Genomic DNA, 21,443 nt, shown 5'->3' with positions numbered 1-21,443 from the left:
GCCGGGCAGGGACGATAGCGCCGCGCCTCGCGGTTGTCTCAGCCCGTGACGAGGAATCTCGCGCAAGATCGGTGGAGGGGCGTGGCGGCTAACCCTCGCCCGTGAAATCCTCGACGAAGTCTGGCGCTTCGGCGTCCGCGTCGTCGATGGGGTCTTCGTCGTCCAGCCCCAGGAGGCGGCTGGGGTCGGGCGTCTCGAAGCCCGCGCCCGGCGCAAATTCGAGCAGGCCCGCCGCCTTCATTTCGGCCGCACCCGGCAGATCGGCCAGATGGTTCAGGCCGAAGTGCTCCAGGAACTGGTCGGTGGTGGCGTAGGTCACCGGTCGCCCGGGGGTGCGCCGCCGCCCGCGCAGGCGCACCAGTCCCATCTCCAGCAGGGCGTCCAGGGTCCCCCGGCTGAGGGACACGCCGCGCACGCTCTCGATCTCGGCGCGCGTGACCGGCTGGTGATAGGCGATGATGGCCAGGGTCTCCAGCGCCGCGCGGGACAGCTTTCGCGGCTCCTCGCGCTGGTCGACCATCAGCCAGGCCAGGTCCTCGGCCGTGCGGAAACGCCAGCCGCCCGCCGCCTGTTCGAGCACGACGCCTCGATCCTGATAGAGCGAGCGCAGGGCGGCGACGGCGCCCGCCACATCAGCGCCCTCGGGCAGGCGTTCGGCCAGATCGGCCTCGGTCAGCGGTCCGGCGGCGGCGAACAGCAGCGCCTCCACCTGACGAACCGTGTCATTCAGCGCGCTCACGGGCTCAGCTCCAGAGGCAGGGGCTCGCGGCGGCGGCGCAGATAGATGTCTTCGAAGGCTGCGGTCTGGCGCGCCTCCAGCTCCCCCTCCTTCACCAACTCAAGCCCCGCCGCAAAGGTGGAGGCGGTGTAGGAGGCGGGCCCCGGCCCGTCCTCGCGCGGGATCGCCGGCGTCACCGCCTTCAGTGGCGTCCAGCTTTGCAGGTCCGGCAGCCGCGCCCGCAGCCAGTCGCGCGCCTCCTCCAGCGGGAAGGCGTCGACCCGGCGGCCGGGATTGTAGTGCCGCTCCACCTCGCGACGGCGCTGGATCACATAGGCGGCCATCAGGTCATAGAGGCCCGTCGAAATGCGGTTGGAAGGGATCACCACACGCGCCTCCGGGTCGCCCCGCGCGAACACCTCGACGCCCAGGCGCGGTCGCGCCAGCAGCGTCTCGCCCGCCTTGCGCATGGCCTCCAGCTTGGCCAGCCGGAACGCCAGCTGCGCCGCCATGGCCTCGGGCGCCGGCTCTTCCTCGCGCTTGCGCTCGGGCTTGGGCAGCAGGAGGCGCGACTTAAGATAGGCCAGCCACGACGCCATTACGAGATAGTCCGCCGCCAGCGAGAAGCTGCGCGCCCGCGCCTGATGGATGAAGTCCAGATACTGTTCGGCCAGCCGGGTGATCGACAGCTTGAGCAGGTCGACCTTCTGCGTCCGCGCCAACGCCAACAGCACATGCAGCGGTCCCTCGAAGCCCTCCAGATCGACGATCAGGGCCTCGCCCTCCTCCAGCGCCGTCTCGGCGGCCTGGAAGTCGAGGTTGGGCTGGAAGGGCTCGCTCATGCGGAGAAATACTCGGCGAAGCGCGCGCGCGCTTCGGCCTCGTCCATGGGTTCGGGCGTGCGCACCAGACGACTCAGGGCGGCCTGAGCCCTGCGTTTGGCCTCCCCCTTGAGCTTGGGCGCCTCTGCGGCGATGGCCTGCATCTCCGCCATATCGCCGTTGCAGTGCAGGAGCAGGTCGCAGCCGGCCCTCAGGGCCCTCTTGGCCCGCTCGCCGAAATCGCCGGTCAGGGCGTGCATGGACAGGTCGTCGGTCATCAATAGACCCGCGAAGCCGATCTCCTCCCGGATCAGGCGGACGGCCTTTCTCGACTGGGTGGCCGGATGCTTCGGGTCGATGGCCGTATAGACAACGTGGGCCGACATCCCCAGCGGCATGTCCGACAGCATGCGGAACGGCGGGAAGTCGATCGCCTCAAGCGCCTCGCGCCCGGCATGAACCACCGGCAGGGTCTTGTGACTGTCGGCCAGGGCCCGGCCATGACCCGGGATGTGCTTGATGACCGGAAGCACGCCACCCGCCAGCAGGCCTTCGGCCGCGGCCCGGCCCAGCGCGCCGATGGTCTCGGGGTCGTCCGCATAGGCGCGGTCGCCGATCACCTCGTCAGCGCCCGGGATCGGCACATCCAGCACCGGTACGCAGTCCACGTTGATCCCCACCCGGCGCAGATCGGCGGCCATCAGCCGTGCGCCCAGCCGCGTCAGCTCGCGACGCACCAGCGGATCATTCACTGCGGCCCGGCCATAGGCGCGGCCCGACGGATAGCGCGGCCAGTGCGGCGGGCCCATGCGCTGGACCCGGCCCCCTTCCTGGTCGATCAGGACGGGCAGGTCGTCCCGCCCCGTCAGCATCCGCATATCGTCGGTCAGGCGCAGCACCTGATCCGGATGGTCGATGTTGCGCTTGAACAGGATGAAGCCCCACGGCTGGGCCTCCGCGAAGAAGGCGCGCTCCTCCGCCGTCAGGGCCGTCCCGGCCAGACCGTAGATGGCCGCCGTGGGCATCCGCTCAGCGCACCAGGCAGTCGCGGCCCGACGATCTCAGCGCCTGGCAGAAGGCGTCGGCGCCCTCGCGCGTGAAGCCGCCCATGGTGGTGCGATAAAGGGTCGAGCCGGACGAGGTGGTCACGCGCTCCACCCGCTTGGTGCGGCCCTGGGCGAACTGCGGGAAGGCGGCGGCCACGGCCGCGTACTGCTGGTCAGCCACCGCTTGGGACGAGAAGGCGCCGATCTGCACCGACGCCGATCCGGTCCCAGCCGCAGGGCGGGGGGCGGTCTGGGCCGGCGCGGCTTCAGCCGGGCGCGGCTGGGTGGCCGACGCCGCAGACGAGTTCGTCGGGGGCGCGGCGGGTTCGTCCGTCGGCTGCGCCGGGCCGTTCACCGCCGGAGCGGGCGTGCTGGTCAGGGGCGCCGGGCGTTCGCGAGGCGCCTCGGGCGGCGGGGCGAAGGTCGGCTCGCCCTCCTGACCCGGCTCGTCCACATAGACGTTCAGGTCGGCGCCGGGGTTCAGCGGCTGGGCCTCGGCCGGCGCGGGGCCGGTGAGGGCGCCTTCGGACTCGCCCACCACCGGCGGAGCCTGGTCGGCGCTGCGCACGCCGGCGCGATAGAACAGGACCACCGCCACGATCAGCACCAGCAGCACGGCGGCGCTGGCGATCAGCGTCACAGGCAGGGGCCGCCCGCCGGGGTCGCCGCGCCGTGCGTCAAAGCCAGAGCGGTCGAAGGGCAGCGGATCGTCGGTCGGCGGCGAATAGGCGCCGCGGTCCGGATCGCGCGGGTCATGCATGCTCATGCGACGGCCTCCAAAGACGCAGCCCGAACGAATCGCTCCGGGGCGGACTCGATTCTAGCCCAAGCCGCCGGAGTTCCGCGCGCCTCTTCGCTCACATCTCCACAGGCCGGGACAGGCCAAATAGCCGCATGTGCGCCTCCAGCGCGTAGCGGTCGGTCATGCCGGCGATGTAGTCGCACACGGCCCGCGCGGTCCTGGCCTCGTCCCCGACCGCGCGTTCGGCCCAGGCGCTCGGCATCCGGTCCGGCGCGGCCATCAGCTGTTCGAACATCTCGTCCAGCACCCGCTGGGCCGAGGCCCGCATGTGGTTGACCGAAGGCGCGCGGTACATCCGCTCCATCAGGAAGGCCCTCAGCCGCGCCAGCGCCTCGTTCACCTCACGCGAGAAGGCGATCAGCGGCCGGCCGGCCCTTCGTACATCCTCCGGCGTTTCGGCCCCACTCGCGGCGACGCGGCGACGCGTCTCGGCCAGGACGTCCTCGATCATCATCCCGATCAGGCGGCGCACCGCCTCGAAACGAGTCCGCTCCTCGTCCAGATCCGGCCAGTCTCGCCGCACCGAAGCGATGGCTGGGCCGACCAGGGGCAGGCCCGACAGATCATCCAGCGTGAACAGGCCCGCCTGAACACCGTCATCCACGTCGTGATTGTTGTAGGCGATGTCGTCGGCCACGGCCGCCGCCTGGGCCTCAAGCGATGCAAAGGAATCCCAGCGCAGATCCCAGTCCCGCGCATAGTCCGCGATGGCGCGCCAGGCCGGCTCGCCTAGACGGTGATCCACCGGCCCGTTGTGCTTGATGACGCCCTCGACCGTCTCCCAGCTCAGGTTCAGTCCGTCGAAGTCCGGATAGCGCCGCTCCAGCTTGGTGACGATGCGAAAGGTCTGAACGTTGTGATCAAAGCCGCCGAACCGGGCCATGGACGCCTGAAGCTGGTCCTCGCCCGCGTGGCCGAAGGGCGGATGTCCCAGGTCGTGCGCCAACGCCACCGCCTCCGCCAGATCAGCGTCCAGGTGCAGGGCCGCCGCCAGCGACCGGGCGATCTGCGCCACCTCCAGGCTGTGGGTCAGGCGCGTACGGTAGTGATCGCCCTCGTGGGCGATGAAGACCTGGGTCTTGCCCTTCAGCCGCCGAAAGGCGGTGGTGTGGATGATGCGGTCCCGATCCCGGGCGAAGGGGGTGCGGGTGGCGCTGGGCGGCTCCGGGTGCAGCCGGCCGCGGCTCAACTCGGGCCGCTCGGCCTGGGCCGCGCGTTTCACCAGGCAAAGGGTGGGGTCCAAAGGCGCCAGTCTCGTCCAGCCGCCGGTTGCATCGCTCCGGCTCGCCCTCATATAGCGGAGGAAGATGAGCGTCACCCTTTCAGAACCTGCCGCCCAAAGGCTTGCCAAGCTGTCCGATACGGCCGGTCGGCCGCGCCTGTTGCGCGTGGCGGTCGACGGCGGCGGCTGCTCCGGGTTCCAGTATCGCTTCGAGCTTATCGACGGCGCCGAAGCGGACGACGTGGTGATCGAGCGCGACGGACAGCGGGCCGTGGTCGATCCGGTCTCCCTGCCCTTCCTGGTCGGCTCTCAGATCGATTTCGCCGACGAACTGGTCGGCGCGCGCTTTGTGGTGAACAATCCGAACGCCCAGGCCAGCTGCGGCTGTGGGGTCAGCTTCACCATCTGACCGGGAGCTCCGGCCATGATCATCGCGCTTCTCTCCGCCATGACCCTGTCAGCGACGCCGTCGCCCTGCGCGCCCGATTGCCCCGCGCCTGACCCCGGCCCGTCTCATTCGACGGAGGTCGAGCTGACCGACGCCAACGGTCTCAAGGGCACATCCGCCGGCGCCGCCGACACCCGCGCCTACGCCGTCATCATCCCCGGCTCTGGCCCCACGAACCGCGACGGCGACAGCCCGCTCGGCATCCGCGCGGCGACCTACCGCCTGCTGGCCGAGGCGCTGGCCGCCCAGGGGATCGGCACGCTTCGCTATGACAAGCGCGGCGTCGGCGGCAGCGCCGCGGCCGCTGTCCGCGAGGAGGACCTGACCTGGGACGTCAGCGTCAATGACGCCCTCGCCTGGATTGACTGGCAGCGCGCGCAGACCCGGCGCCCTTGCGTCTGGGTCATCGGCCACTCCGAGGGCGCCCAGATCGCGCTCAGCGCCGCCCGCCGCGCGCCTGACAAGGTCTGCGGCCTGGTGCTGATTTCCGGGGCGGGCCGTCCGGCGGTCGAGCTCCTGCGCGAGCAGTTCGCTTCCGTGCCCGAACCTGCCCAGACTCAACTGAACGAACTGATGGCCGAGTTGGCCGCGGATCGTCCCGTCGAATGTCCCCCCGCCTTTGCCACTCTCTGCCGCCCGTCGGTCCAGCCCTACATGCGCTCCTGGCTGGCGCTCGACCCAGCCGCCGACGTCGCGCAGCTGGAAGTTCCTATCCTCGTGGTTCAAGGAACGACCGACCTCCAGACCAGCGTCGCCGACGCCCAGCGCCTGACCGCCGCTCGCGAAGGGATCGAACTTCGCCTGTTCGAGGGCGTGAACCACGTGCTCAAGGTCGCGCCCGCCGAGCGGACCGCCAACCTGGCCACCTATTCGAATCCAGACCTGCCGCTGGCGCCCGGGCTGGCCGAGGCCGTCGGCGAGTTCATCCTGCGCGCGCGCTATTGAGGCCAGGGACGACGCGGCCTAAGCCTTGGCCATGCGCATCGCCACCTGGAACGTGAACTCGATCAACGCCCGGCTGGAGACGGCCACGGCCTGGTTCCAGGCGCACCAGCCCGACGTGGCCTGCCTGCAGGAGCTCAAGTGCGTGGACGAGAAGTTCCCGCGCGAGCCCTTCGAGGCCATGGGCTACAACATCGAGACCTTCGGCCAGAAGACCTACAACGGCGTCGCCATCCTTTCGAAGCATCCGCTTTCAGACCTGCGGCGCAGCTTTCCGGGCCCCGAGGATGACCAGCAGGCCCGCTACATAGAGGCGGTGGTCGAGGCGCCCCGCCCCGTTCGTGTGGGGGCCATCTACCTGCCCAACGGCAACCCCGTCGACAGCCCCAAGTTCGCCTACAAGCTGGACTGGTTCGAGCGCCTGCGCGCCCACGCCCAGGGGCTGCTGAAGCTGGAAGAAAGCCTGCTGCTGGCGGGCGACCTGAACGTCATCCCGACGCCTGACGACGCGCGCAACCCGGACCGGTGGGTCGGCGACGCCCTCTTCCGGCCCGAGAGCCAGGCGGCGTTTCGGTCCCTGCTGAACATCGGGCTTTACGACGCCCACGCCCTGGCGGGCTCGCCGCCTGGCCAGTGGACCTTCTGGGACTACACCGCCGGCGCCTGGCAGCGGGACCACGGCATCCGCATCGACTTCGCCCTGCTCTCGCCCCAGGCCGCGGACCGTTTCGTCGGGTTCGACACCCACCGTGAGGCGCGCGACATGGACCGCCCGTCCGACCACGTGCCGGTCGTGGTGGAGCTGGCCGACTGACATGGCCGAAGCGGTCCGCGTCCTTCTGCTGATCGCGCTCCTGGCGGCGGCCCTGACCTTCGCCGCCTCGTTCTTCTCCTGGTGGATGGAGGAGGAGCGCCGCCTGCGCCGGGCGTTGCGTCACATCCTGGGCGGCCTGCCGGAGGCCGAGGCCCTCTCGCCCGGCATGGGCCAGGCCGCCGGCCTCGACTTCGACAGCGAGAGCATCGCCGTGCTCTGGAACGGCGGCCGCAGCGGCCTGGTCTTCACCTTTGACGAACTGGAAGGCGCCGAGCTGATCGTCGATGGCCACGTCTCGGCGCGCGTCCGGCGGGGCGAGGCGCGGCGCGAACTCGATGATGTAGGCGCCGAGGCCGAACGGGTGTCTCTGCGCCTCCTCTTCGACGATGTGAGACAGCCCGAGTTCGAGCAGGACCTGTGGAGTCCGCTGATCCGGCCGGTCGTCGCTTCGCCCGCCGAGGCGGTGCGGCTGGGCCGCCGCTGGCTGTCCCACGTGGAGGCCATCATCCGCCGGCCGCGCACCGATGTGGGGGCATCGCCGCGTTCGGATGACGAGGAACTGGACGACCGCAACGACGGTTGATGCGCCGGGCGTCCGGCCGCGCCCTTGCGGCGCATGAGAAAGCCTCTAGGAAGGCGGCCAGTCCACTTTAGGTCGAGGTCTCTGGAGGCCGAAGCATGGCGCGCCTGTTCGACGCCTACGTCACCGTTGATTGGTCCGCCTCCGAGGCCAAGAAGACCGGCGAGCAGTCGGTCTGGATCGGCGTGGCCAAGCGCGACGCGCGCTTCCATCTGCGCAGCGAGGTCCACAACCCGGCCACGCGCGCCGAGGCGGCCGCGCTGTTGCGCAAGATCATCGCCGACCTGCGCCGGCGGGGCGACCGCATCCTGCTCGGCTTCGACTTCGCCCTCGGCTATCCGGCAGGCACGGCTCAGCGCCTGGGCCTCACCGGCGCGCCCTGGTCCGCCACCTGGTCGTTCCTGGCCAAAAACGTGGTCGACAAGCCCGACAACACCAACAACCGCTTCGCCGTCGCCGCCAAGATGAACCGGCTGATGACGGACGAGGGCAGACCGTTCTGGGGCGCCCCGCCGCGCTACGCCCAGCGCTGGCTGACCGCCACCAAGCCAGCGGGCGGCTATGGCGACGTCCCCGAATTCCGCGCCACCGAAACCGCCGCCATCTCAGGCAAGCGTCGCCCCGCCAGTGTCTGGCAGCTGATGGGCGCCGGCGCCGTGGGGGGTCAGACCATCCTAGGCATTCCCGTGGTGGGCGCCCTCATGGAAGAGATGGGCGAGACCACCGCCGTCTGGCCCTTCGGGACGGGCTGGCGGACCCTCGGCCCTGAAGACGTGGCCCCGCTGTCGGTGCTGGCGGTCGAGATCTGGCCGACCCTCTACCCCTTCAAGGCCGAGGCCGGGGAGCCCAGGGACGCCGCCCAGGTGCGCGGTTCGGCCGAGCATTTCGCACGCCTGGATGAGAAGGGCGAACTGTCGGCCCTGTTCGCTCCGCCGAAGGAGGCCGCCCCCGCTCTGATCCGTCAGGTCGAGGACGAGGAAGGCTGGATCCTGGGCGCCTGAGGCTGGCGCTCAGACTCCGCGGAGGTCCCGTGGGTTCGATTCCGCGCCCTCACGCGTTAGGCTGAGACCGATGCCTCGGATCGTCACCTACAACGTGCATCGCTGCGTGGGCCAGGACCGCCGCCTGGACGTGGAGCGGATCGCCGCCGTCCTGGGCGATCTGGACGCCGATGTGGTCTGCCTGCAGGAACTGGACGTGGGCCGCGCCCGCACCGAGCACGCCGATCAGGCGGGCGACATCGCCCGGCTGCTGGGGATGGCGCACCACTTCCACCCCGCCATGCGCGTGGAGCAGGAGCTCTACGGCGACGCCATTCTGACCTGGCGGCCCGAGCGGCTGATGCGCGCCGCGGCCCTGCCGACCATCGACGGCCTACCCGGCATCGAGCCGCGCGGAGCCCTTTGGGCCGCCATCGACTTCGACGGGGTCGAGGTGCAGGTCCTGAACACCCACTTCGGCCTCGTGCCGCGCGAACAGAGGCTCCAGGCCGCCGCCCTGTGCGGGCGCGAGTGGCTGGGCCATCCGGACTGCAGGGGGCCGACCCTCCTTGTCGGGGACTTCAACGCCACCTCCATGACGCGCCCCTACCAGCGCATCCGGCGCGAACTGATCGACGCCCAGCGTCCGCACGGCGGGTTGAACGGCCGCACCGTCAAGACCTTCCCCTCTGCCTTTCCCGCCATCCGCATCGACCACTGCTTTCACACGCCGGACATCCGCGTGACCCAGGTCTTCGCGCCGTTCTCGCCCCTGGCGCGGATGGCCTCGGATCACCTGCCGCTGGTTGTGGACTTCGAGATCACGGGCGCGGCCTGAGCCTCGGCGATCTCGCGCTTGAAGATCTCGGACAGCCGCCTTCGCCGCCAGGGCCGCCACGAGTCGAACGCCGTCGCCGGATCGCCGATGCCCCACTCGGCCAGAAGATAGTCGCGGTCCAGCGGCGCCCGTGCGTCCAGGTCGACCAGGCGGCCGGTGTTCAGCGCCTCGATGGCCTCACGGATACTGGGCGTTACCGCCTCCACGTCGTCGTAATAGGCCTGCTCGACCCCCAGGAAGTGACCGATCAGGCGACGGCGGAAGGCGGTGATCGTCGGGTTCGGCCCCTCCCCCTCGGGCACGAAGGCCACGTCGCACTCGGTGTCGAAACCGAAGGAGCGGTTGTTCAGATTGGTCGAGCCGACACGGATCATGCGGTCGTCGATCACCGTCACCTTGGAGTGGACGATGATGTTCTTGCGTCCCGGGGTCAGCGGCCGCCAGGCGCTGAAACGACCGTAGCGGTCCGCCGCGCGCAGGCGCTCAAGCATGACCCTTCGCGCACCGTCCATAGTGGCCTGATCGAACCAGCTGGGGCTCTTGCCGGTGGAGATGACCACGATCTCGGGCCCGTCTGGCTCATCGAGCCGATTGGCCAGGGCCGCGCCGATCAGAGGCGAGGTGAAGTACTGGTTCTCCAGGTAGATCAGCTTCCTGGCCCGTGCGATCGCCTCCAGATGAAGGGCTTCGCTTTCGCGCACGCCGGCGCGGCCCTTCCAGGCGGGCTCGGTGCGGACGATCCCCATCGGACAGTCATAAAGATCGGGCGTGACGCTTTCGGGCCAGGGATCATCCGCGACCTCGACGGTCGCCGGCCGCTCGCCCGTCGCGCCTTCCCAGCGGTCGCGGATCAGGTCGCCCAGCGCTCGCGCGGCCGGCCCCGAAACCAGGCTCATCACCTCATGGCGCGGCTTGGACAGAAGGCCGCTGGGCATGGCTCGCCGCGGGTCGTCGTCACGGTGAGCGGCCGTGTCCCAGCGATCCACGCCCACATCGCCGCCGCCGCAGAAGGCGATGCTGTCGTCGATGACGATGACCTTCTGGTGGTGGCAGGCGCCGAAGGGCCTGGGCCGATCCAGCTGGAACTCGCCGTTCCAGCGCCTGAACCATCGCTGGGCCTTGTGCGGAAAGAAGCCCTGCGACGCCGCGATGAGCAGCGGCGACTTCCAGATGAGCATGCGAATGTCGAGGTCGGGCCGCGCATGGCTCAGCCGGCGCAGCATCATGCCCACCTCGTCCGAGCGGCTGTGCCGCTGGTCGAACGGCTCCAGCCGGGTGCGGGGATCGAACTGCCATCCCACCCACAGCACCGACTTGCGCGCATTGCGCAGCGCCTGGGCCAGCACTTCAAAATAGTGGGCGTTCTCCATCAGGAAGGCGACGCGGTCCGCCGTCTCAACACGCCAGCAGGTCTTCAGGGCCGTCTGCACGCGCGCTCCTGGAACGGTTCAGCTCCGCATAATGAACCGCCGCCGTATTCGTTGCGGCCGGCGGCCGTTGCAGGCATAGTGCTCACAGCGTTATGCTGGAAGAGGGACCGGACATGGGCGGCCTTTTCGAGTTCGTGACCGGCCTGGTCGGCGCCCTTATGGCGGCGGCGTTGGCTGTCTTCAGCCAAGCCATGCCCCAGGACGACGCCGCCCAGCACGAGGTGCGCCGCGTGTCGCACCAGCCTGCCCAGGCCGAGGCGTCCTCCGCCAAGACCTCCCTCACGCCCCCGAAAACGCGCGACTGCTGAACGTCGGGCCGAACTCGGCTGACCATCCCGCACGCCGCCTCGCCTGATCGAGCGTTGGCGCGTTGGCTTGACGCCGCACAATCGGTAAGGGTCTCAGAGCCTGAGGCGCGATGGTAAGCGCGCCCGCGCCAGGGGAGCCGAGACGAGATGAAGCCGCGCAGCCGCCGCCTGTCCAAAACCGAGGCGACGCCTGAGACCTCTCAGGAGGCGGACGCGCCGCCCGCTCCCCCCGCCGCGCCGCAGCCTGAGCCGACCGCAGAGCCGGTCACCGCCTCAGAGAGCGCCAAGCCGCTCGTCGCCGAGCCAGCCGTCTCTCCGGACGTCGCTCGGGCGCGGCCCGCGCGCGATGGCGGAGCGCTGCCGGTCTGGCTGGCCTGGATCGCCGCAATCGTCTGGGCGGGCGGCATCGCCGCCTTCGCCGCCTGGCAGTTCGGCTCCACCGGCCTGATGGCGCAGGAGCCGCTGACCCTGGCCCTATTTGCCCTGATGGCGCTCGCCCCCGCCGGCGTCTTCCTTTTCGCGGGCCAGGCCCTGCGCCAGGCTTCGCGCTTGGCGGCCGAAACCAGCCGCGCGCGGGACCTGTCCGAGGCCATGACGGCCCCCACGGCTCTGGCCGCCAGGGATACCGGCAGGGCTCTGGTCGTGCTGCGTACCGATATCGAGGACGCTACCCAGTCCGCCGCCAACGCACGCACCGAGCTGGTCGCCCTACGCCACGCCCTGGCCGAGGAGGTCGCGCACCTCAACGACGCAGCCCTGTCGGCGCGCAACGCCGCCCAGCATCTGGTCGAGGCCTTGTCCAAGGAGCGCATGAACCTGGCCGAGGTGGCTCGAGCGCTGGACGCCCAGGCCGAGGCCGTCGTCGCCGCCGTCGAGCGCCAGTCCCAGATGGTGGCCCAGGCCTCTGACCTGGCCCAGGTCCAGCTGACTGAGGCCGAAGCGGCCCTGGCCGCCCGCGCCGCCGATCTGGCCGCCGCCGCCGGGGAGGCCCAGGCCGCCGCTCGCGCCGCCGCCGACGACCTGGCCCGCCAGACTATGCGGCTCGAGACCGCCGGCTCGGGCGTCGCCGACCAGATCCGCGTCGTCGAGGAAGGACTGTCGCAGCAACGCGCCGCCTTGGTGACCGCCGCCTTCAGCCTGCGCACTGATCAGGAGGACTTCTCGGCCCAGGTCGAGACCCAGCGCGCCCAGCTGATGGAGGCCCTGGAGACCACCCGCACCGCCGCCAACGAACTGACCGAGACCTCGGGCGACGCCGCCAGGACGCTGGAGACCGCCGCCGAAGCCGCCGCCCAACGCTTCCAGGCTCTCGCCGCCCTGTCCGAACAGGAGGCCGGAGCCTTCGAGACCCGCACGCGCGACGCGCTCGAGCAGGTGGGGGCCCTGGCCGCCGAGGTGCGCGCGGCCTTCCTCGACGAGACAGCTCAGGCCCTCGACTCGTTGCGCTCGGCCGCCGACGAGAGCCGCGCCGCCGCCCAGGCCGCCGTCGATCACGCCCGCGCCCGCGCCAACGCCATCGGCGAGGCCGCCGCCGAGGCCGGCAAGGCCGCCGACGACGCCGTCGAGGCGCGTCTGGCCGACGCGCGGCGGCTCATCAATGAGTCCGCCGAGCTGGTCGACGCCTCGGCCCGCTCATCCATCGAGCGCCTGGAGAACAGCCTTGACGGCGTACGCCGGACCCTCTCCGAGATCGAGGGCGCCATCGCCGGGCTGGACGAGCGCGCCCGAGAACTGCCCGAGCGCGCCCAGGGTCAGATCGAGGACATCAAGGCTACGGTCGAACAGGGCCTGAAGGCGTTCGCGGACGCCTCGCGACGGACCGCCGCCGAGGCCGAGGCCGCCGACGCCGCCTTCCAGGAGCGCATCCGGCGCAACTACGACATGCTGTCCGAGGCGGTGCGGCTGATGAATGTCGTCTCTGGCGGCGGCGCGGCGCCCGCCCCCCGCCGCCCCGCCCCGCCTGCGGCGCCGACCCCCGCGCCGGCGCCCGAGCCGGACGCGGCTCGCGGGCCTTCCCAGGGCATGGGCCTGCGCGGACCGCTGCGTTTGAAGCCCGCCGAACAGGACGAAGCCCTGCGCGACGCCTTCCAGCCGCGGAGCGAACCTGAGCCCCAGCAGGGTCAGGGCCTGTCCTGGCATGACGTGCTCGCTGACGCGGGTCCCGGCGCCGGCCCCTCGCCCACCGCCGACGAGACCGACGTCCTTGCGGACAAGCTGATCGCAGCCGTGCAGGCCATGGGCGTCGATCCGAACGCGCTGCTGCCCCGCTCGCGCGTGGCTGAAGCCGCCAGCGCGGTGCAGACGGGCGAACCGGACCGCGCCCGTCAGATCGTGCGCAAGATCGCTCCGGCCGCCGTGCGCAGCGTCTCGCGGCGGGTGCTGTCCGACCCGGCCCTGCGCAGTGACGCCGAACGCTTCGTGCGCGCCTACTCGCGCATGCTGGACCAGGCCGCAGAGCGCGACGCCACGGGCCACGACGTGGGCGCGCTTCTGGCCTCGCAAACGGGGCGAGGCTTCCTGCTCATCGATGCGGCGGTGGGAGACCTGGCCTAGCCGCCTTTCTCGCCACCGCCATCGCCAGCAGCAGACCCAGCCCGCAGAGCGCGGCCGAACCGAAATAGGCCAGCGTGCCTGCCGCCTCGAACAATGCGCCCGCGAACACGGTCGCCAGACCCATCAGCACGCCCGACGACAGGGTTGAGTTCAGCATCTGGGCGGCGGTGGCCGCCCCCTTCGGCGCCAAGGTCTGGGCCAGTTCGAGGCTGGCCATGAAGGTGGCCGCGAAGGTCAGGGCGTGCAGCGCCTGCAAGGGCCACAGCCACAGCAATGACGGCTCAAGCGCGAGCGCGCCCCACCTGACCAGGCCCGCCGCCGCGCCCACGACCAGCAGCGTCCAGGGACCGATCCCCCGCCGCTTGCGCCATGGATCGATCAGCCACAGGAAGGCGATCTCCACCGCGACGCTGAACCCCCACAGCAGGCCGCTGGTCTGGGCGCTGTAGCCCTGCCCCTGCCAGACGATGGCCGAGAAGGCGTAATAGACAGCGTGCGACGCTTGGATCAGGCCCACCGCCACCACCGCGCCCAGGAAGATGGGATCGGACATCAACCGGCCCATGCCGCGATAGCGGTCGCGAGATGAGGCCTTGCGCTGCGACGCCCCCACGGGCGACGGCGGCAACAGCCACAGCGCCGTCAGCGCTCCGGCCACGGCCACGGCGCTGATCCAGATCGGAACCACCTCGGCGCCCCACCGCGCGATCAGGGCGCCCGCGCCGATGTTGGCCGCCACAAAGGCCGCCGACCCCATGCCCCTCGGCCAGGAGAAGGCGAAACCGCCCCGCCGGGCCAGGTTCAGCCCCAACGTATCCGTCAACGGCACGGCCGCCGCAGCCGCAGTCGCCGCCACGAACCAGAAGACGCCCAGCCACAGCTGGCCGTTGCCCAGCGCCGCCACCGCATAGGCCGCCCCTGCGGCCAGGAACACGACCGCGATGGCTGAGCGCCTCAGGCGAAACCCATCCGCCCACACGGCGATCAGCGGCCCGGTCAGCAGCCGGGCCAGTTGCGGCGCGGCCAGGATCACCCCGATGGCGGCGGCCGAAAGCCCCCGGCTCTCCATCCACAGCCCTGCGAAGGGCAGGCTGACGCCCAGGCCGCCGAACAGCCAGACGTATTGGATGCCAAGGCGCGCGGCGGGACTCATGCGCCGCCCATAGCAGACACGCGGACGGATCGCGCGATAGGATGAGACCATGACGCCGCTCTCCGCTCGCGCTTTGTTCGCCTGCGCCGCCCTCGGCGGGGCCGTCGCCGTCATGCTGGGCGCCTTCGCCGCCCACGGCGCAGGGCCCCAGGTGAAGCCGCTTCTGACCACAGGCGCCCACTATCTGGGCCTGCACGCCCTGCTGGCCCTCGCCTGCGCCCACTGGGGCCGGCGGGCGGCCGGCTGGCTGGCTCTCAGCGGGGGCGGCGTCTTCGCCCTCAGTCTGGCCCTCGTGGCCTGGGGCCTGCGAGGGTTTGGAGCCGTCGCGCCTTTGGGCGGGCTTCTGATGATCGGCGCCTGGCTGCTGCTGACGTGGCAAGCTTTGCGGTCACAAAGCGTCAAGGATTGACCAGCTAACGAGGCTCATTAACCGAGTAATGCGGATTTCTCAGTGACCCACACAGCGCGCCGCGAGCTTTATCCCGAGATCGAGCCGTTTGAGACGGCCTTCCTCGACACCGGCGGCATTCACAGGGTCCACTACGAACAGGTCGGAAATCCTGCGGGCAAGCCCGCCGTCGTGCTGCACGGCGGACCCGGCGGCGGCATCAATCCGGCGCTGCGCCGCTATTTTGACCCCGCCCTCTGGCGCGTGGTCCTGCCGGACCAGCGCGGCTGCGGAAAGAGCACGCCCAACGCCGTCCTTGAGGACAACGATACCTGGAAGCTGATCGAGGACCTTGAGGCCATTCGCGAGCGCCTGGGCTTCGAACGCTGGACGGTGTTCGGCGGCTCCTGGGGCTCGACCCTGGCCATGGCCTACGCCATCACCCACCCCGAGCGGGTCGAGGCCCTTGTCCTGCGGGGCATCTTCCTGATGGCCCCCAGCGAACTTCACTGGTTCTACCAGGACGGCGCCAGCCATATCTTCCCGGACGCCTGGGAAGGCTTTCTGGCCCCCATTCCCGAGGCCGAGCGCGGCCAGCTGATGGAGGCCTATTGGCGCCGCCTCTCCAGCGACGACCCCGCCGTGCGCACCGAAGCCGCGATCGCCTGGGCCAGCTGGGAAGGCGACACGGTCAGCGTGAAGGGCCCGCAGGGGCGCCCCGAGAAGTTCGCCGAACCGGAATTCGCCGTGGCCTTCGCCCGCATCGAGAACCACTACTTCCGCAATCTCGGCTTCTTCCCCGAGAGCGACTGGATCCTGAAGAATGTCGACCGCATGCGGCGCATCCCCACCTGGATCGTCCAGGGTCGATTCGACGTGGTGACCCCCTGCACCAGCGCCTGGAGCCTGCATCGCGCTTGGCCCGAGGCGAATTTCGAGATGGTGCCGGACGCCGGCCACGCCTCGAGCGAGCCCGGCATCATCGACGGTCTGGTGCGCGCCACCGACGCGGCGGCGCGGCTCTAGACGGGAATTCGTCGCGCAGGCGAATCCACCTCGACCGATCGGGTTCTAGGTGGCGGCCTTGACCTTCTCAGCCTTGGGCGCCTCCGCGCCTTCGGCCGCCGCCTTTTCCAGACGCTCGCGCAGCTGAAAGCCGATACGGCGCGGCTCGGGCGCTTCCGGCGGCTTGGGCTGGGCCGACAGCGCCACCGACAATTGGGTGTAGTGCTGGACGATGCGCACCCGCCGACCATCGCCCGTTTCGCAGTAGAACATCACCAGATCCGGGGCCCAGTAGCCCACGTCGTCGATCCGCAGGGCGACCCCGCCGGGCGCGCCGACCAGGTTGGCGGCCACCTCCTGCTCCGGATCGATCTGTTTCTCCATGTCCTCGATCAGACGCGAGATGCGGGCGAAGGCCCACTCCGCCGGACTGGCGTTGGGGTTCAGGCCCTCGGCCAGGGACCGCCCCTCGTCGGACGAGGTCCAGGCGGTGATGGGCATGGGGCACTCTTCGCAGGCGGGCGGGAGCTCAGCTTCTTCCGGCGCGTCGGTCTTGGCGGTCATAGCGACAGAATGTGGGGGCGGCGGCGCCGTTCCGTCCAGTCCCTACTCCGTTAGAGCAGCCCCGGGCCCTTCGGCAGCTCGAGATAACGGTGGACCTTGACCGCCATGACCAGGCCGAAGCCGATCATCACCGTCATCATCACCGTGCCGCCATAGGACAGCAGCGGCATCGGCACGCCCACCACGGGCGCCAGTCCCATGACCATGGCGCCGTTGATGAGCACGTAGAGGGCGAAGGTCGCCGTCACCCCCGCCGCCGCCAGCCGTCCGAAGTGGTTGTGTGACACTGAGGCGATGCGCAGGGCCGCAGCCACGATCAGTCCGTAAACCACCAGCACGAGGAAGGCGCCGATAAAGCCGAACTCCTCCGCCACGGTCGGGAAGATGAAATCGGTGTGCTTCTCCGGCAGGAAGTTCAGCTGGCTCTGGCTGCCCAGCCCGAAGCCCTTGCCGAGGAAACCGCCCGATCCGATGGCGATCTTGGCCTGGGCGATGTGATACCCCGAGCCCGAGGGGTCCGCCTCCGGGTTGAACAGCACATCCACCCGCCGGCGCTGATATTCGTGCAGGACGAAGAAATACATCATGGGCGCGATGGCCAGGACGGACCCTATGCCGGCCACGACGATCTTCCAGCTGAGCCCGGCCACGAACATGATGGCCACCCCGGTGAAGAGGATCAGGAGGCTAGTCCCCAGGTCCGGCTGGTGCGCCACCAGCACGACGGGCAGCGCCAGCATCAGGGCCGGCACGATCAGCTTCCAGTGGAAGCGCGCCTCCTGGGCCGAGGCGCCGTGGTACCAGCGCGCCAGGGCCAGCACGATACCCAGCTTCATGATCTCGGAGGGCTGCAGGCTGGTGAAGCCCAGGTCCAGCCAGCGCGTCGCGCCCATGCGCGTCTCACCGACCAGCTCCACCGCAACGAGCAGCAGCAGGCCCGCCCCGTAGACCGGATAGGCCATGGCGTACCACCAGCGCAGATCGACCAGGGCCAACACCATCATCATCACGAAGAAGACGCTGAAGCGCGTCAGGTGATTGCCGGCCCACGGCTCCCACGAGCCGCCGGCCACGGACCACAGCATGGCCGCGCCGACCAGGGCGATGACGGCCACCAGGCCCGCCAGGCGCCAGTCCAGCTGGGCGATCTTGACAGGCAGCCGGTCGCGTTCGCCGGGACGGGTCAGGGCCGAGGCGGTCACTGTGGGCCCTCCTGCGACGGGGCGGCGGGTTGCGGCGCTGCGGTTTGGGCCGGCGCCGCCGACTGGGTTGCGGCGGGCGGCGTGGACGCGGCGCCGAAGTTGTCCGGCTCTTCGCCCGTGGCCTCCGCGGCCGGCGGGGGCGGCAGGGGCCGCTCGATGCGCGAACGCATGTCGGGATCCTTGAGCAGCGCCACCTTCATGATCTCACGCGCGCGAGGCGCTGCGTCGGCCGAGCCGCCCACGGGCGCATGCTGAATGATCAGAGCCACGGCGTAGCGCGGCGCGTCGTGCGGCGCGAAGGCCACGAACAGGGCGTGGTCGCGGCGGTTCCAGATTGCGTTGCGCGGGCCACGGGACTCGCCCGCCCGATAGTCGCGCGACTGGGCCGTGCCGGTCTTGCCGGCCATCAGGATGTCGCCCAGGCCAAGCTGGCTGTTGCGATAGGCGGTGCCCGTCACGTCATTGGCCACGGCCGCCATGCCGTTGCGCACAATGTCCAGGTGCTCGCGGCTGAAGGGCAGGTCGGGCACGGCGGCGCCGGACGGCCGCTCGACCCCGCCTACGGACTTCACCAGGCGCGGCATGATCGCCTTGCGGCCGTTGGCCAGGCGCGAGGTCATGACCGCCAGTTGCAGGGCGTTCACCGCCAGCGCGCCCTGACCGATGGCCACGGACAGCGTCTCGCCGGGATACCAGTTGGGATCATCCTCCCAACGGGTCGCCTCCGTGTATTCGCGCTTCCAGCGGGTCGACGGCACGATGCCCGCCGACTGGCCGGCGATGCCGATCTCGTAGGTGTGGCCGAACCCCAGGCTTTCGGCGACGCGCGCGATGCGATCGACGCCGGCGCGGTTGCACAGGTGGTAGAAGTACGTGTCGCACGAGTTCTTGATGGCGTTGTGCATGTCCTGCGGACCGTGCCCGCCGGCCTTCCAGCAGCGGAAGGTGCGATTGCCGTACCGATAGCCGCCCGTGCAGACGACGCGTTCGCTGGGGTCGATGCCGGCGTCCAGCAGGGCCAGGGCCGTGGTCATCTTGAAGGTCGAACCCGGCGGGAAGGTGCCGTAGATCGCCTTGTCCAGCAGCGGCTTGCGCTCGTAGTCCGCCAGCGCGCGATAGATCCGGGACGGCACGCCGCTGACGAACAGGTTGGGATCGAACGAAGGCGCCGAAACCATGGCCAGGACGTCGCCGTTGCGGATGTCCATGACGACGGCGCCGCCCGCCTCCTCGCCGAAGACCTCCAGCGCGCGGTTCTGGATGTCGGCGTCCAGGGTCAGCACTACATCCTGGCCGGGCACGGCGGGACGCGACCCGCCCACGTCCTCGCCCACGACGCGGCCGCGCGCATCGACCTCGACCCGCTGACCGCCGGGCTCGCCCCGCAGCTGCTCGTCGAAGGTCCGCTCCACCCCCTGGCGGCCCACGCGGAAACCGGGGTGATAGAGGATCGGATCGATCTCCTCGCCCCGATCGCGATAGGCCTGGATGTCGCGGTCGTTGGGCTTGGCCACATAGCCGATGACGTGGGCGAAGGCGCCGCCGAAGGGATAGAACCGCGCCTCGTTCATGTCGGCCATGACGCCGGGCAGTTCGGGCGCATAGACGTTGACGCGGGCGAACTCCTCCCAGGACAGGTCGGACTTCACCGGCACCGGCACGAACCGGGGGGCCGCGTTCACTTCACGGATGATGGAGCGGCGCCGCTCCAGCGTGTCGGGCAACAGCCGGCCCAGCAGGTCGAGGGTCTCGTCCAGGTCGCGGGTCTCGTCGCGCACGACCAGCACGCGGAAGCTGGGCCGGTTGCCGGCCAGGGTGACACCGTTGCGGTCGACGATTCGCCCGCGCGGGGGCGGCGTCAGGCGGAAGTTGAACTGGTTGTTGCTGGAGAGGGTCGAGTACTCGCGCGCCTGAACGATCTGCAGCTGGCCCAGACGCGTCGACAGGGCGGCCAGGCCCAGCACCGTGGCCCCGCCCAGCAGGAAGGTCCGCCGCAGGAACGAGCCCTGGCGCTCGTTTACATCCGAGAAGAAGATCGAGGGTTCGCTGCTCATCGGAAGCGCATGTCGCCGTCGTCGAAGGTCTCGATCATCCAGTTGGCGGCCGGAAACAACAGTATCGTCGGCAGGATGCCGAAGACCAAGGCTATCACGCTGGGGGCGTTCTGGGCCTGCACCGCGACTGCGACATAAACGATCAGATAGGCCAGCAGCACGCCGCCGACGTACCACGCGAACAGGACCCGTCTTTCCTGGCCGACGATGAAGTTGCGTGCGAACAGGGTCAGCCCATAGACGGCCAGCAGGGCCAACGGCCACAGCCCCGTTGGTCCGCCCCAGAACAGGTCCAGGAACAGCCCGGCCGCGAACAGGGCCAGGGGCGCCAGCACCGACGGACGGATGAGGGGCCAAGCGAAGGCCAGCACCAGCGGGATCACCGGCTCTGGCGGAGACAGGCGGAACAGTTTGATCGGCGTGCCCAGGACAATCGTGACCGCCAGGGCGATCAGGGTGGGCCAGACGATCCAGCTGAGCGGTCCCACCACGCGGACGGGCGCGGGCCGCGGCATCAGCCGGCCCCCTCTTGGGGCTGAGGCGGAGGCTGGGGCGAGGCAGGCTGGGCGGGCGAGGCCTCTGGCCGGGCCGCGGTTTGCGGCGCCGGCTGGGTCGGAGCGGCCGGCGCGTTCGGCGGCGGCGCCGTGTCCGCTCCGGCCAGGGGCGCGGCGTCGAGCGCACGGCGGTCCACCAGCTGCGAGAAGTCCTCGAACAGCAGGACGCGCACGAAATCCATGGCGCCCCGGTCGGAGAACAGTTTCACCCGCCAGGTCCCGTCGATGCCCCGCGCAGCAACGCCGATGGGCAGGCCGCGCGGGAAGCTGCCGCCGTCGCCCGAACTGAGGATGCGGTCCCCCACGCGCACGGCGTCCTGGCCGCGAATGAACTCCAGGCGTGGATTGCCGCTGCCGTCGCCGGTCAGGATGGCGCGGGCGTCAGTGCGGTCTACGAGAACCGGCGTGCGGCTGGCCACATCCGTCAGTAGAAGCACACGACTGACAGAGGGCGTGGTTCCGACGACCCGGCCGACGAGGCCGTGCTCGTTGATGACGGGATTTCCGATCTTCACGCCCCGGCGCGATCCCACGTCGATCAGCCGGGCGTTGACGAAGGCGCCCCGGCTTTCGGAGACGGAACGGGCATGCACCGCCGGCACGGGGGGCTCGACCCGAATGCCCAGCATGGCCTGATAGCGCCGATTGACGTTTAGCAGAGCGATGTTGGCGTCGCGCGTGGCTTCCAGCTCGGCCAGGCGCGCCTTCAGCCGGCGGTTCTCCGACACGGCGAAGAAGTAGTCGTCGACAAAGTCTGCGCCCTGCCCGATCCAGCGCACGGGCGCGGCGAAGACCCCGCCCACCGGCGCGGCCACGCGGTCAAAGCTCTCGCGCACGGCGCCATATCCGTCGCCGTCCTCGCCGGCGCGGCGGTCGGCGATCAGGAGCACGATGGCTCCCACGATGGCGACGATCAGCGCCAGCGCCGCCGCCCAGGTCAGCGGCACTCTCAGTTTCTCGAACGGACCGTCGCGGAACGCCAAGGCGCCCCTCCCCGAAGAATGTCGACCCGCCGCGAACC

The 21,443-nt window shown here is 70.3% G+C and carries 22 protein-coding genes; 10 read left to right on the top strand and 12 right to left on the bottom strand.

What is annotated here, in order from left to right; translation table 11 throughout:
• Positions 1-88: 88 nt before the first annotated feature.
• From scpB to Q0812_RS02205, 5 genes are all read right to left on the bottom strand, one after another.
• The gene (gene scpB, locus Q0812_RS02225) at positions 89-739 is read right to left on the bottom strand and encodes an SMC-Scp complex subunit ScpB (RefSeq protein WP_302108668.1); all 651 of its coding nucleotides are present in this window, start codon (positions 737-739) and stop codon (positions 89-91) included.
• Positions 736-1,560: a segregation and condensation protein A gene (locus Q0812_RS02220; protein ID WP_302108667.1), complete on the bottom strand. Its 825-nt coding sequence runs from the start codon at positions 1,558-1,560 to the stop codon at positions 736-738. Before Q0812_RS02220 ends, scpB begins: the two co-directional genes overlap by 4 nt.
• A complete protein-coding gene (nagZ, locus tag Q0812_RS02215) occupies positions 1,557-2,564 on the bottom strand; it encodes a beta-N-acetylhexosaminidase (RefSeq protein ID WP_302108666.1) in 1,008 nt (335 codons plus the stop codon). The genes Q0812_RS02220 and nagZ overlap by 4 nt, the downstream gene beginning before the upstream one ends.
• 4 nt (positions 2,565-2,568) lie before the next feature.
• Positions 2,569-3,351, bottom strand: coding sequence for an SPOR domain-containing protein (locus tag Q0812_RS02210; protein ID WP_302108665.1), 783 nt, complete (start codon positions 3,349-3,351; stop codon positions 2,569-2,571).
• A 91-nt stretch (positions 3,352-3,442) separates the two neighbouring features.
• Positions 3,443-4,609, bottom strand: a complete 1,167-nt coding sequence (locus Q0812_RS02205; RefSeq protein WP_302108664.1) for a deoxyguanosinetriphosphate triphosphohydrolase — start codon at positions 4,607-4,609, stop codon at positions 3,443-3,445.
• Between the two features lie 85 nt (positions 4,610-4,694).
• Between Q0812_RS02205 and erpA the strand changes: the two genes are divergently transcribed.
• From erpA to Q0812_RS02175, 6 genes are all read left to right on the top strand, one after another.
• On the top strand, positions 4,695-5,018 hold the full coding sequence (gene erpA, locus Q0812_RS02200) for an iron-sulfur cluster insertion protein ErpA (RefSeq protein WP_302108663.1): 324 nt from the start codon (positions 4,695-4,697) through the stop codon (positions 5,016-5,018).
• A 15-nt stretch (positions 5,019-5,033) separates the two neighbouring features.
• A complete protein-coding gene (locus Q0812_RS02195; RefSeq protein ID WP_302108662.1) occupies positions 5,034-6,002 on the top strand; it encodes an alpha/beta hydrolase in 969 nt (322 codons plus the stop codon).
• Positions 6,003-6,033: 31 nt separating this feature from the next.
• Complete coding sequence (locus Q0812_RS02190; RefSeq protein WP_302108661.1) at positions 6,034-6,813, top strand: exodeoxyribonuclease III; 780 nt, start codon at positions 6,034-6,036, stop codon at positions 6,811-6,813.
• A 1-nt stretch (position 6,814) separates the two neighbouring features.
• Positions 6,815-7,396, top strand: a complete 582-nt coding sequence (locus tag Q0812_RS02185) for a hypothetical protein (RefSeq protein WP_302108660.1) — start codon at positions 6,815-6,817, stop codon at positions 7,394-7,396.
• Between the two features lie 95 nt (positions 7,397-7,491).
• Complete coding sequence (locus Q0812_RS02180) at positions 7,492-8,394, top strand: cobalamin biosynthesis protein CbiG (RefSeq protein ID WP_302108659.1); 903 nt, start codon at positions 7,492-7,494, stop codon at positions 8,392-8,394.
• Between the two features lie 70 nt (positions 8,395-8,464).
• Positions 8,465-9,211, top strand: coding sequence for an endonuclease/exonuclease/phosphatase family protein (locus Q0812_RS02175; RefSeq protein ID WP_302108658.1), 747 nt, complete (start codon positions 8,465-8,467; stop codon positions 9,209-9,211).
• Here the strand turns inward: Q0812_RS02175 and Q0812_RS02170 are convergent.
• The gene (locus Q0812_RS02170) at positions 9,166-10,641 is read right to left on the bottom strand and encodes a phospholipase D-like domain-containing protein (RefSeq protein ID WP_302108657.1); all 1,476 of its coding nucleotides are present in this window, start codon (positions 10,639-10,641) and stop codon (positions 9,166-9,168) included. The genes Q0812_RS02175 and Q0812_RS02170 overlap by 46 nt on opposite strands.
• 113 nt (positions 10,642-10,754) lie before the next feature.
• Here Q0812_RS02170 and Q0812_RS02165 point away from each other — a divergent pair, with 113 nt between their 5' ends.
• Both Q0812_RS02165 and Q0812_RS02160 read left to right on the top strand, forming a co-directional pair.
• On the top strand, positions 10,755-10,949 hold the full coding sequence (locus tag Q0812_RS02165; protein WP_302108656.1) for a hypothetical protein: 195 nt from the start codon (positions 10,755-10,757) through the stop codon (positions 10,947-10,949).
• 147 nt (positions 10,950-11,096) lie between these two features.
• Positions 11,097-13,502 carry a coiled-coil domain-containing protein gene (locus Q0812_RS02160; RefSeq protein ID WP_302108655.1) on the top strand — a complete coding sequence of 802 codons (2,406 nt, stop codon included), beginning with the start codon at positions 11,097-11,099 and terminating at the stop codon, positions 13,500-13,502.
• Here Q0812_RS02160 and Q0812_RS02155 read toward each other — a convergent pair.
• Positions 13,471-14,706, bottom strand: coding sequence for an MFS transporter (locus tag Q0812_RS02155; protein ID WP_302108654.1), 1,236 nt, complete (start codon positions 14,704-14,706; stop codon positions 13,471-13,473). The genes Q0812_RS02160 and Q0812_RS02155 overlap by 32 nt on opposite strands.
• Here Q0812_RS02155 and Q0812_RS02150 point away from each other — a divergent pair.
• The gene (locus tag Q0812_RS02150; RefSeq protein ID WP_302108653.1) at positions 14,705-15,064 is read left to right on the top strand and encodes a DUF423 domain-containing protein; all 360 of its coding nucleotides are present in this window, start codon (positions 14,705-14,707) and stop codon (positions 15,062-15,064) included. The genes Q0812_RS02155 and Q0812_RS02150 overlap by 2 nt on opposite strands.
• A gap of 42 nt (positions 15,065-15,106) precedes the next feature.
• Positions 15,107-16,069, top strand: coding sequence for a prolyl aminopeptidase (gene pip / locus Q0812_RS02145; protein WP_302108652.1), 963 nt, complete (start codon positions 15,107-15,109; stop codon positions 16,067-16,069).
• Between the two features lie 45 nt (positions 16,070-16,114).
• Here the strand turns inward: pip and Q0812_RS02140 are convergent, their stop codons facing one another.
• From Q0812_RS02140 to mreC, 5 genes are read right to left on the bottom strand one after another with little or no spacing between them, the layout of a single operon-like run.
• Positions 16,115-16,612: a hypothetical protein gene (locus Q0812_RS02140; protein WP_302108651.1), complete on the bottom strand. Its 498-nt coding sequence runs from the start codon at positions 16,610-16,612 to the stop codon at positions 16,115-16,117.
• Between the two features lie 50 nt (positions 16,613-16,662).
• Positions 16,663-17,814, bottom strand: coding sequence for a rod shape-determining protein RodA (gene rodA, locus Q0812_RS02135; RefSeq protein ID WP_302108650.1), 1,152 nt, complete (start codon positions 17,812-17,814; stop codon positions 16,663-16,665).
• Positions 17,811-19,868, bottom strand: coding sequence for a penicillin-binding protein 2 (mrdA, locus tag Q0812_RS02130; protein ID WP_302108649.1), 2,058 nt, complete (start codon positions 19,866-19,868; stop codon positions 17,811-17,813). Before mrdA ends, rodA begins: the two co-directional genes overlap by 4 nt.
• Positions 19,865-20,383: a hypothetical protein gene (locus Q0812_RS02125; RefSeq protein ID WP_302108648.1), complete on the bottom strand. Its 519-nt coding sequence runs from the start codon at positions 20,381-20,383 to the stop codon at positions 19,865-19,867. Before Q0812_RS02125 ends, mrdA begins: the two co-directional genes overlap by 4 nt.
• A complete protein-coding gene (gene mreC, locus Q0812_RS02120) occupies positions 20,383-21,405 on the bottom strand; it encodes a rod shape-determining protein MreC (RefSeq protein ID WP_302108647.1) in 1,023 nt (340 codons plus the stop codon). Before mreC ends, Q0812_RS02125 begins: the two co-directional genes overlap by 1 nt.
• Positions 21,406-21,443: the final 38 nt, after the last annotated feature.

The organism is Peiella sedimenti, from assembly GCF_030504955.1.
In the GTDB taxonomy this organism is placed as follows: domain Bacteria; phylum Pseudomonadota; class Alphaproteobacteria; order Caulobacterales; family Caulobacteraceae; genus Brevundimonas; species Brevundimonas sedimenti.
Note: the sequence above shows the minus strand (reverse complement) of the source record. Positions and strands in the feature narration are given on the sequence as shown.

Coding starts and splice junctions, on each gene's coding strand:
- Q0812_RS02185 (WP_302108660.1), top strand. CDS start 6,815: ATGGCCGAAGCGGTCCGCGTCCTTCTGCTGATCGCGCTCCTGGCGGCG.
- Q0812_RS02195 (WP_302108662.1), top strand. CDS start 5,034: ATGATCATCGCGCTTCTCTCCGCCATGACCCTGTCAGCGACGCCGTCG.
- Q0812_RS02140 (WP_302108651.1), bottom strand. CDS start 16,612: ATGACCGCCAAGACCGACGCGCCGGAAGAAGCTGAGCTCCCGCCCGCC.
- Q0812_RS02220 (WP_302108667.1), bottom strand. CDS start 1,560: ATGAGCGAGCCCTTCCAGCCCAACCTCGACTTCCAGGCCGCCGAGACG.
- Q0812_RS02155 (WP_302108654.1), bottom strand. CDS start 14,706: ATGGTCTCATCCTATCGCGCGATCCGTCCGCGTGTCTGCTATGGGCGG.
- Q0812_RS02190 (WP_302108661.1), top strand. CDS start 6,034: ATGCGCATCGCCACCTGGAACGTGAACTCGATCAACGCCCGGCTGGAG.
- nagZ (WP_302108666.1), bottom strand. CDS start 2,564: ATGCCCACGGCGGCCATCTACGGTCTGGCCGGGACGGCCCTGACGGCG.
- Q0812_RS02160 (WP_302108655.1), top strand. CDS start 11,097: ATGAAGCCGCGCAGCCGCCGCCTGTCCAAAACCGAGGCGACGCCTGAG.
- mrdA (WP_302108649.1), bottom strand. CDS start 19,868: ATGAGCAGCGAACCCTCGATCTTCTTCTCGGATGTAAACGAGCGCCAG.
- Q0812_RS02150 (WP_302108653.1), top strand. CDS start 14,705: ATGACGCCGCTCTCCGCTCGCGCTTTGTTCGCCTGCGCCGCCCTCGGC.
- Q0812_RS02175 (WP_302108658.1), top strand. CDS start 8,465: ATGCCTCGGATCGTCACCTACAACGTGCATCGCTGCGTGGGCCAGGAC.
- Q0812_RS02165 (WP_302108656.1), top strand. CDS start 10,755: ATGGGCGGCCTTTTCGAGTTCGTGACCGGCCTGGTCGGCGCCCTTATG.
- Q0812_RS02125 (WP_302108648.1), bottom strand. CDS start 20,383: ATGCCGCGGCCCGCGCCCGTCCGCGTGGTGGGACCGCTCAGCTGGATC.
- Q0812_RS02180 (WP_302108659.1), top strand. CDS start 7,492: ATGGCGCGCCTGTTCGACGCCTACGTCACCGTTGATTGGTCCGCCTCC.
- erpA (WP_302108663.1), top strand. CDS start 4,695: ATGAGCGTCACCCTTTCAGAACCTGCCGCCCAAAGGCTTGCCAAGCTG.
- Q0812_RS02210 (WP_302108665.1), bottom strand. CDS start 3,351: ATGAGCATGCATGACCCGCGCGATCCGGACCGCGGCGCCTATTCGCCG.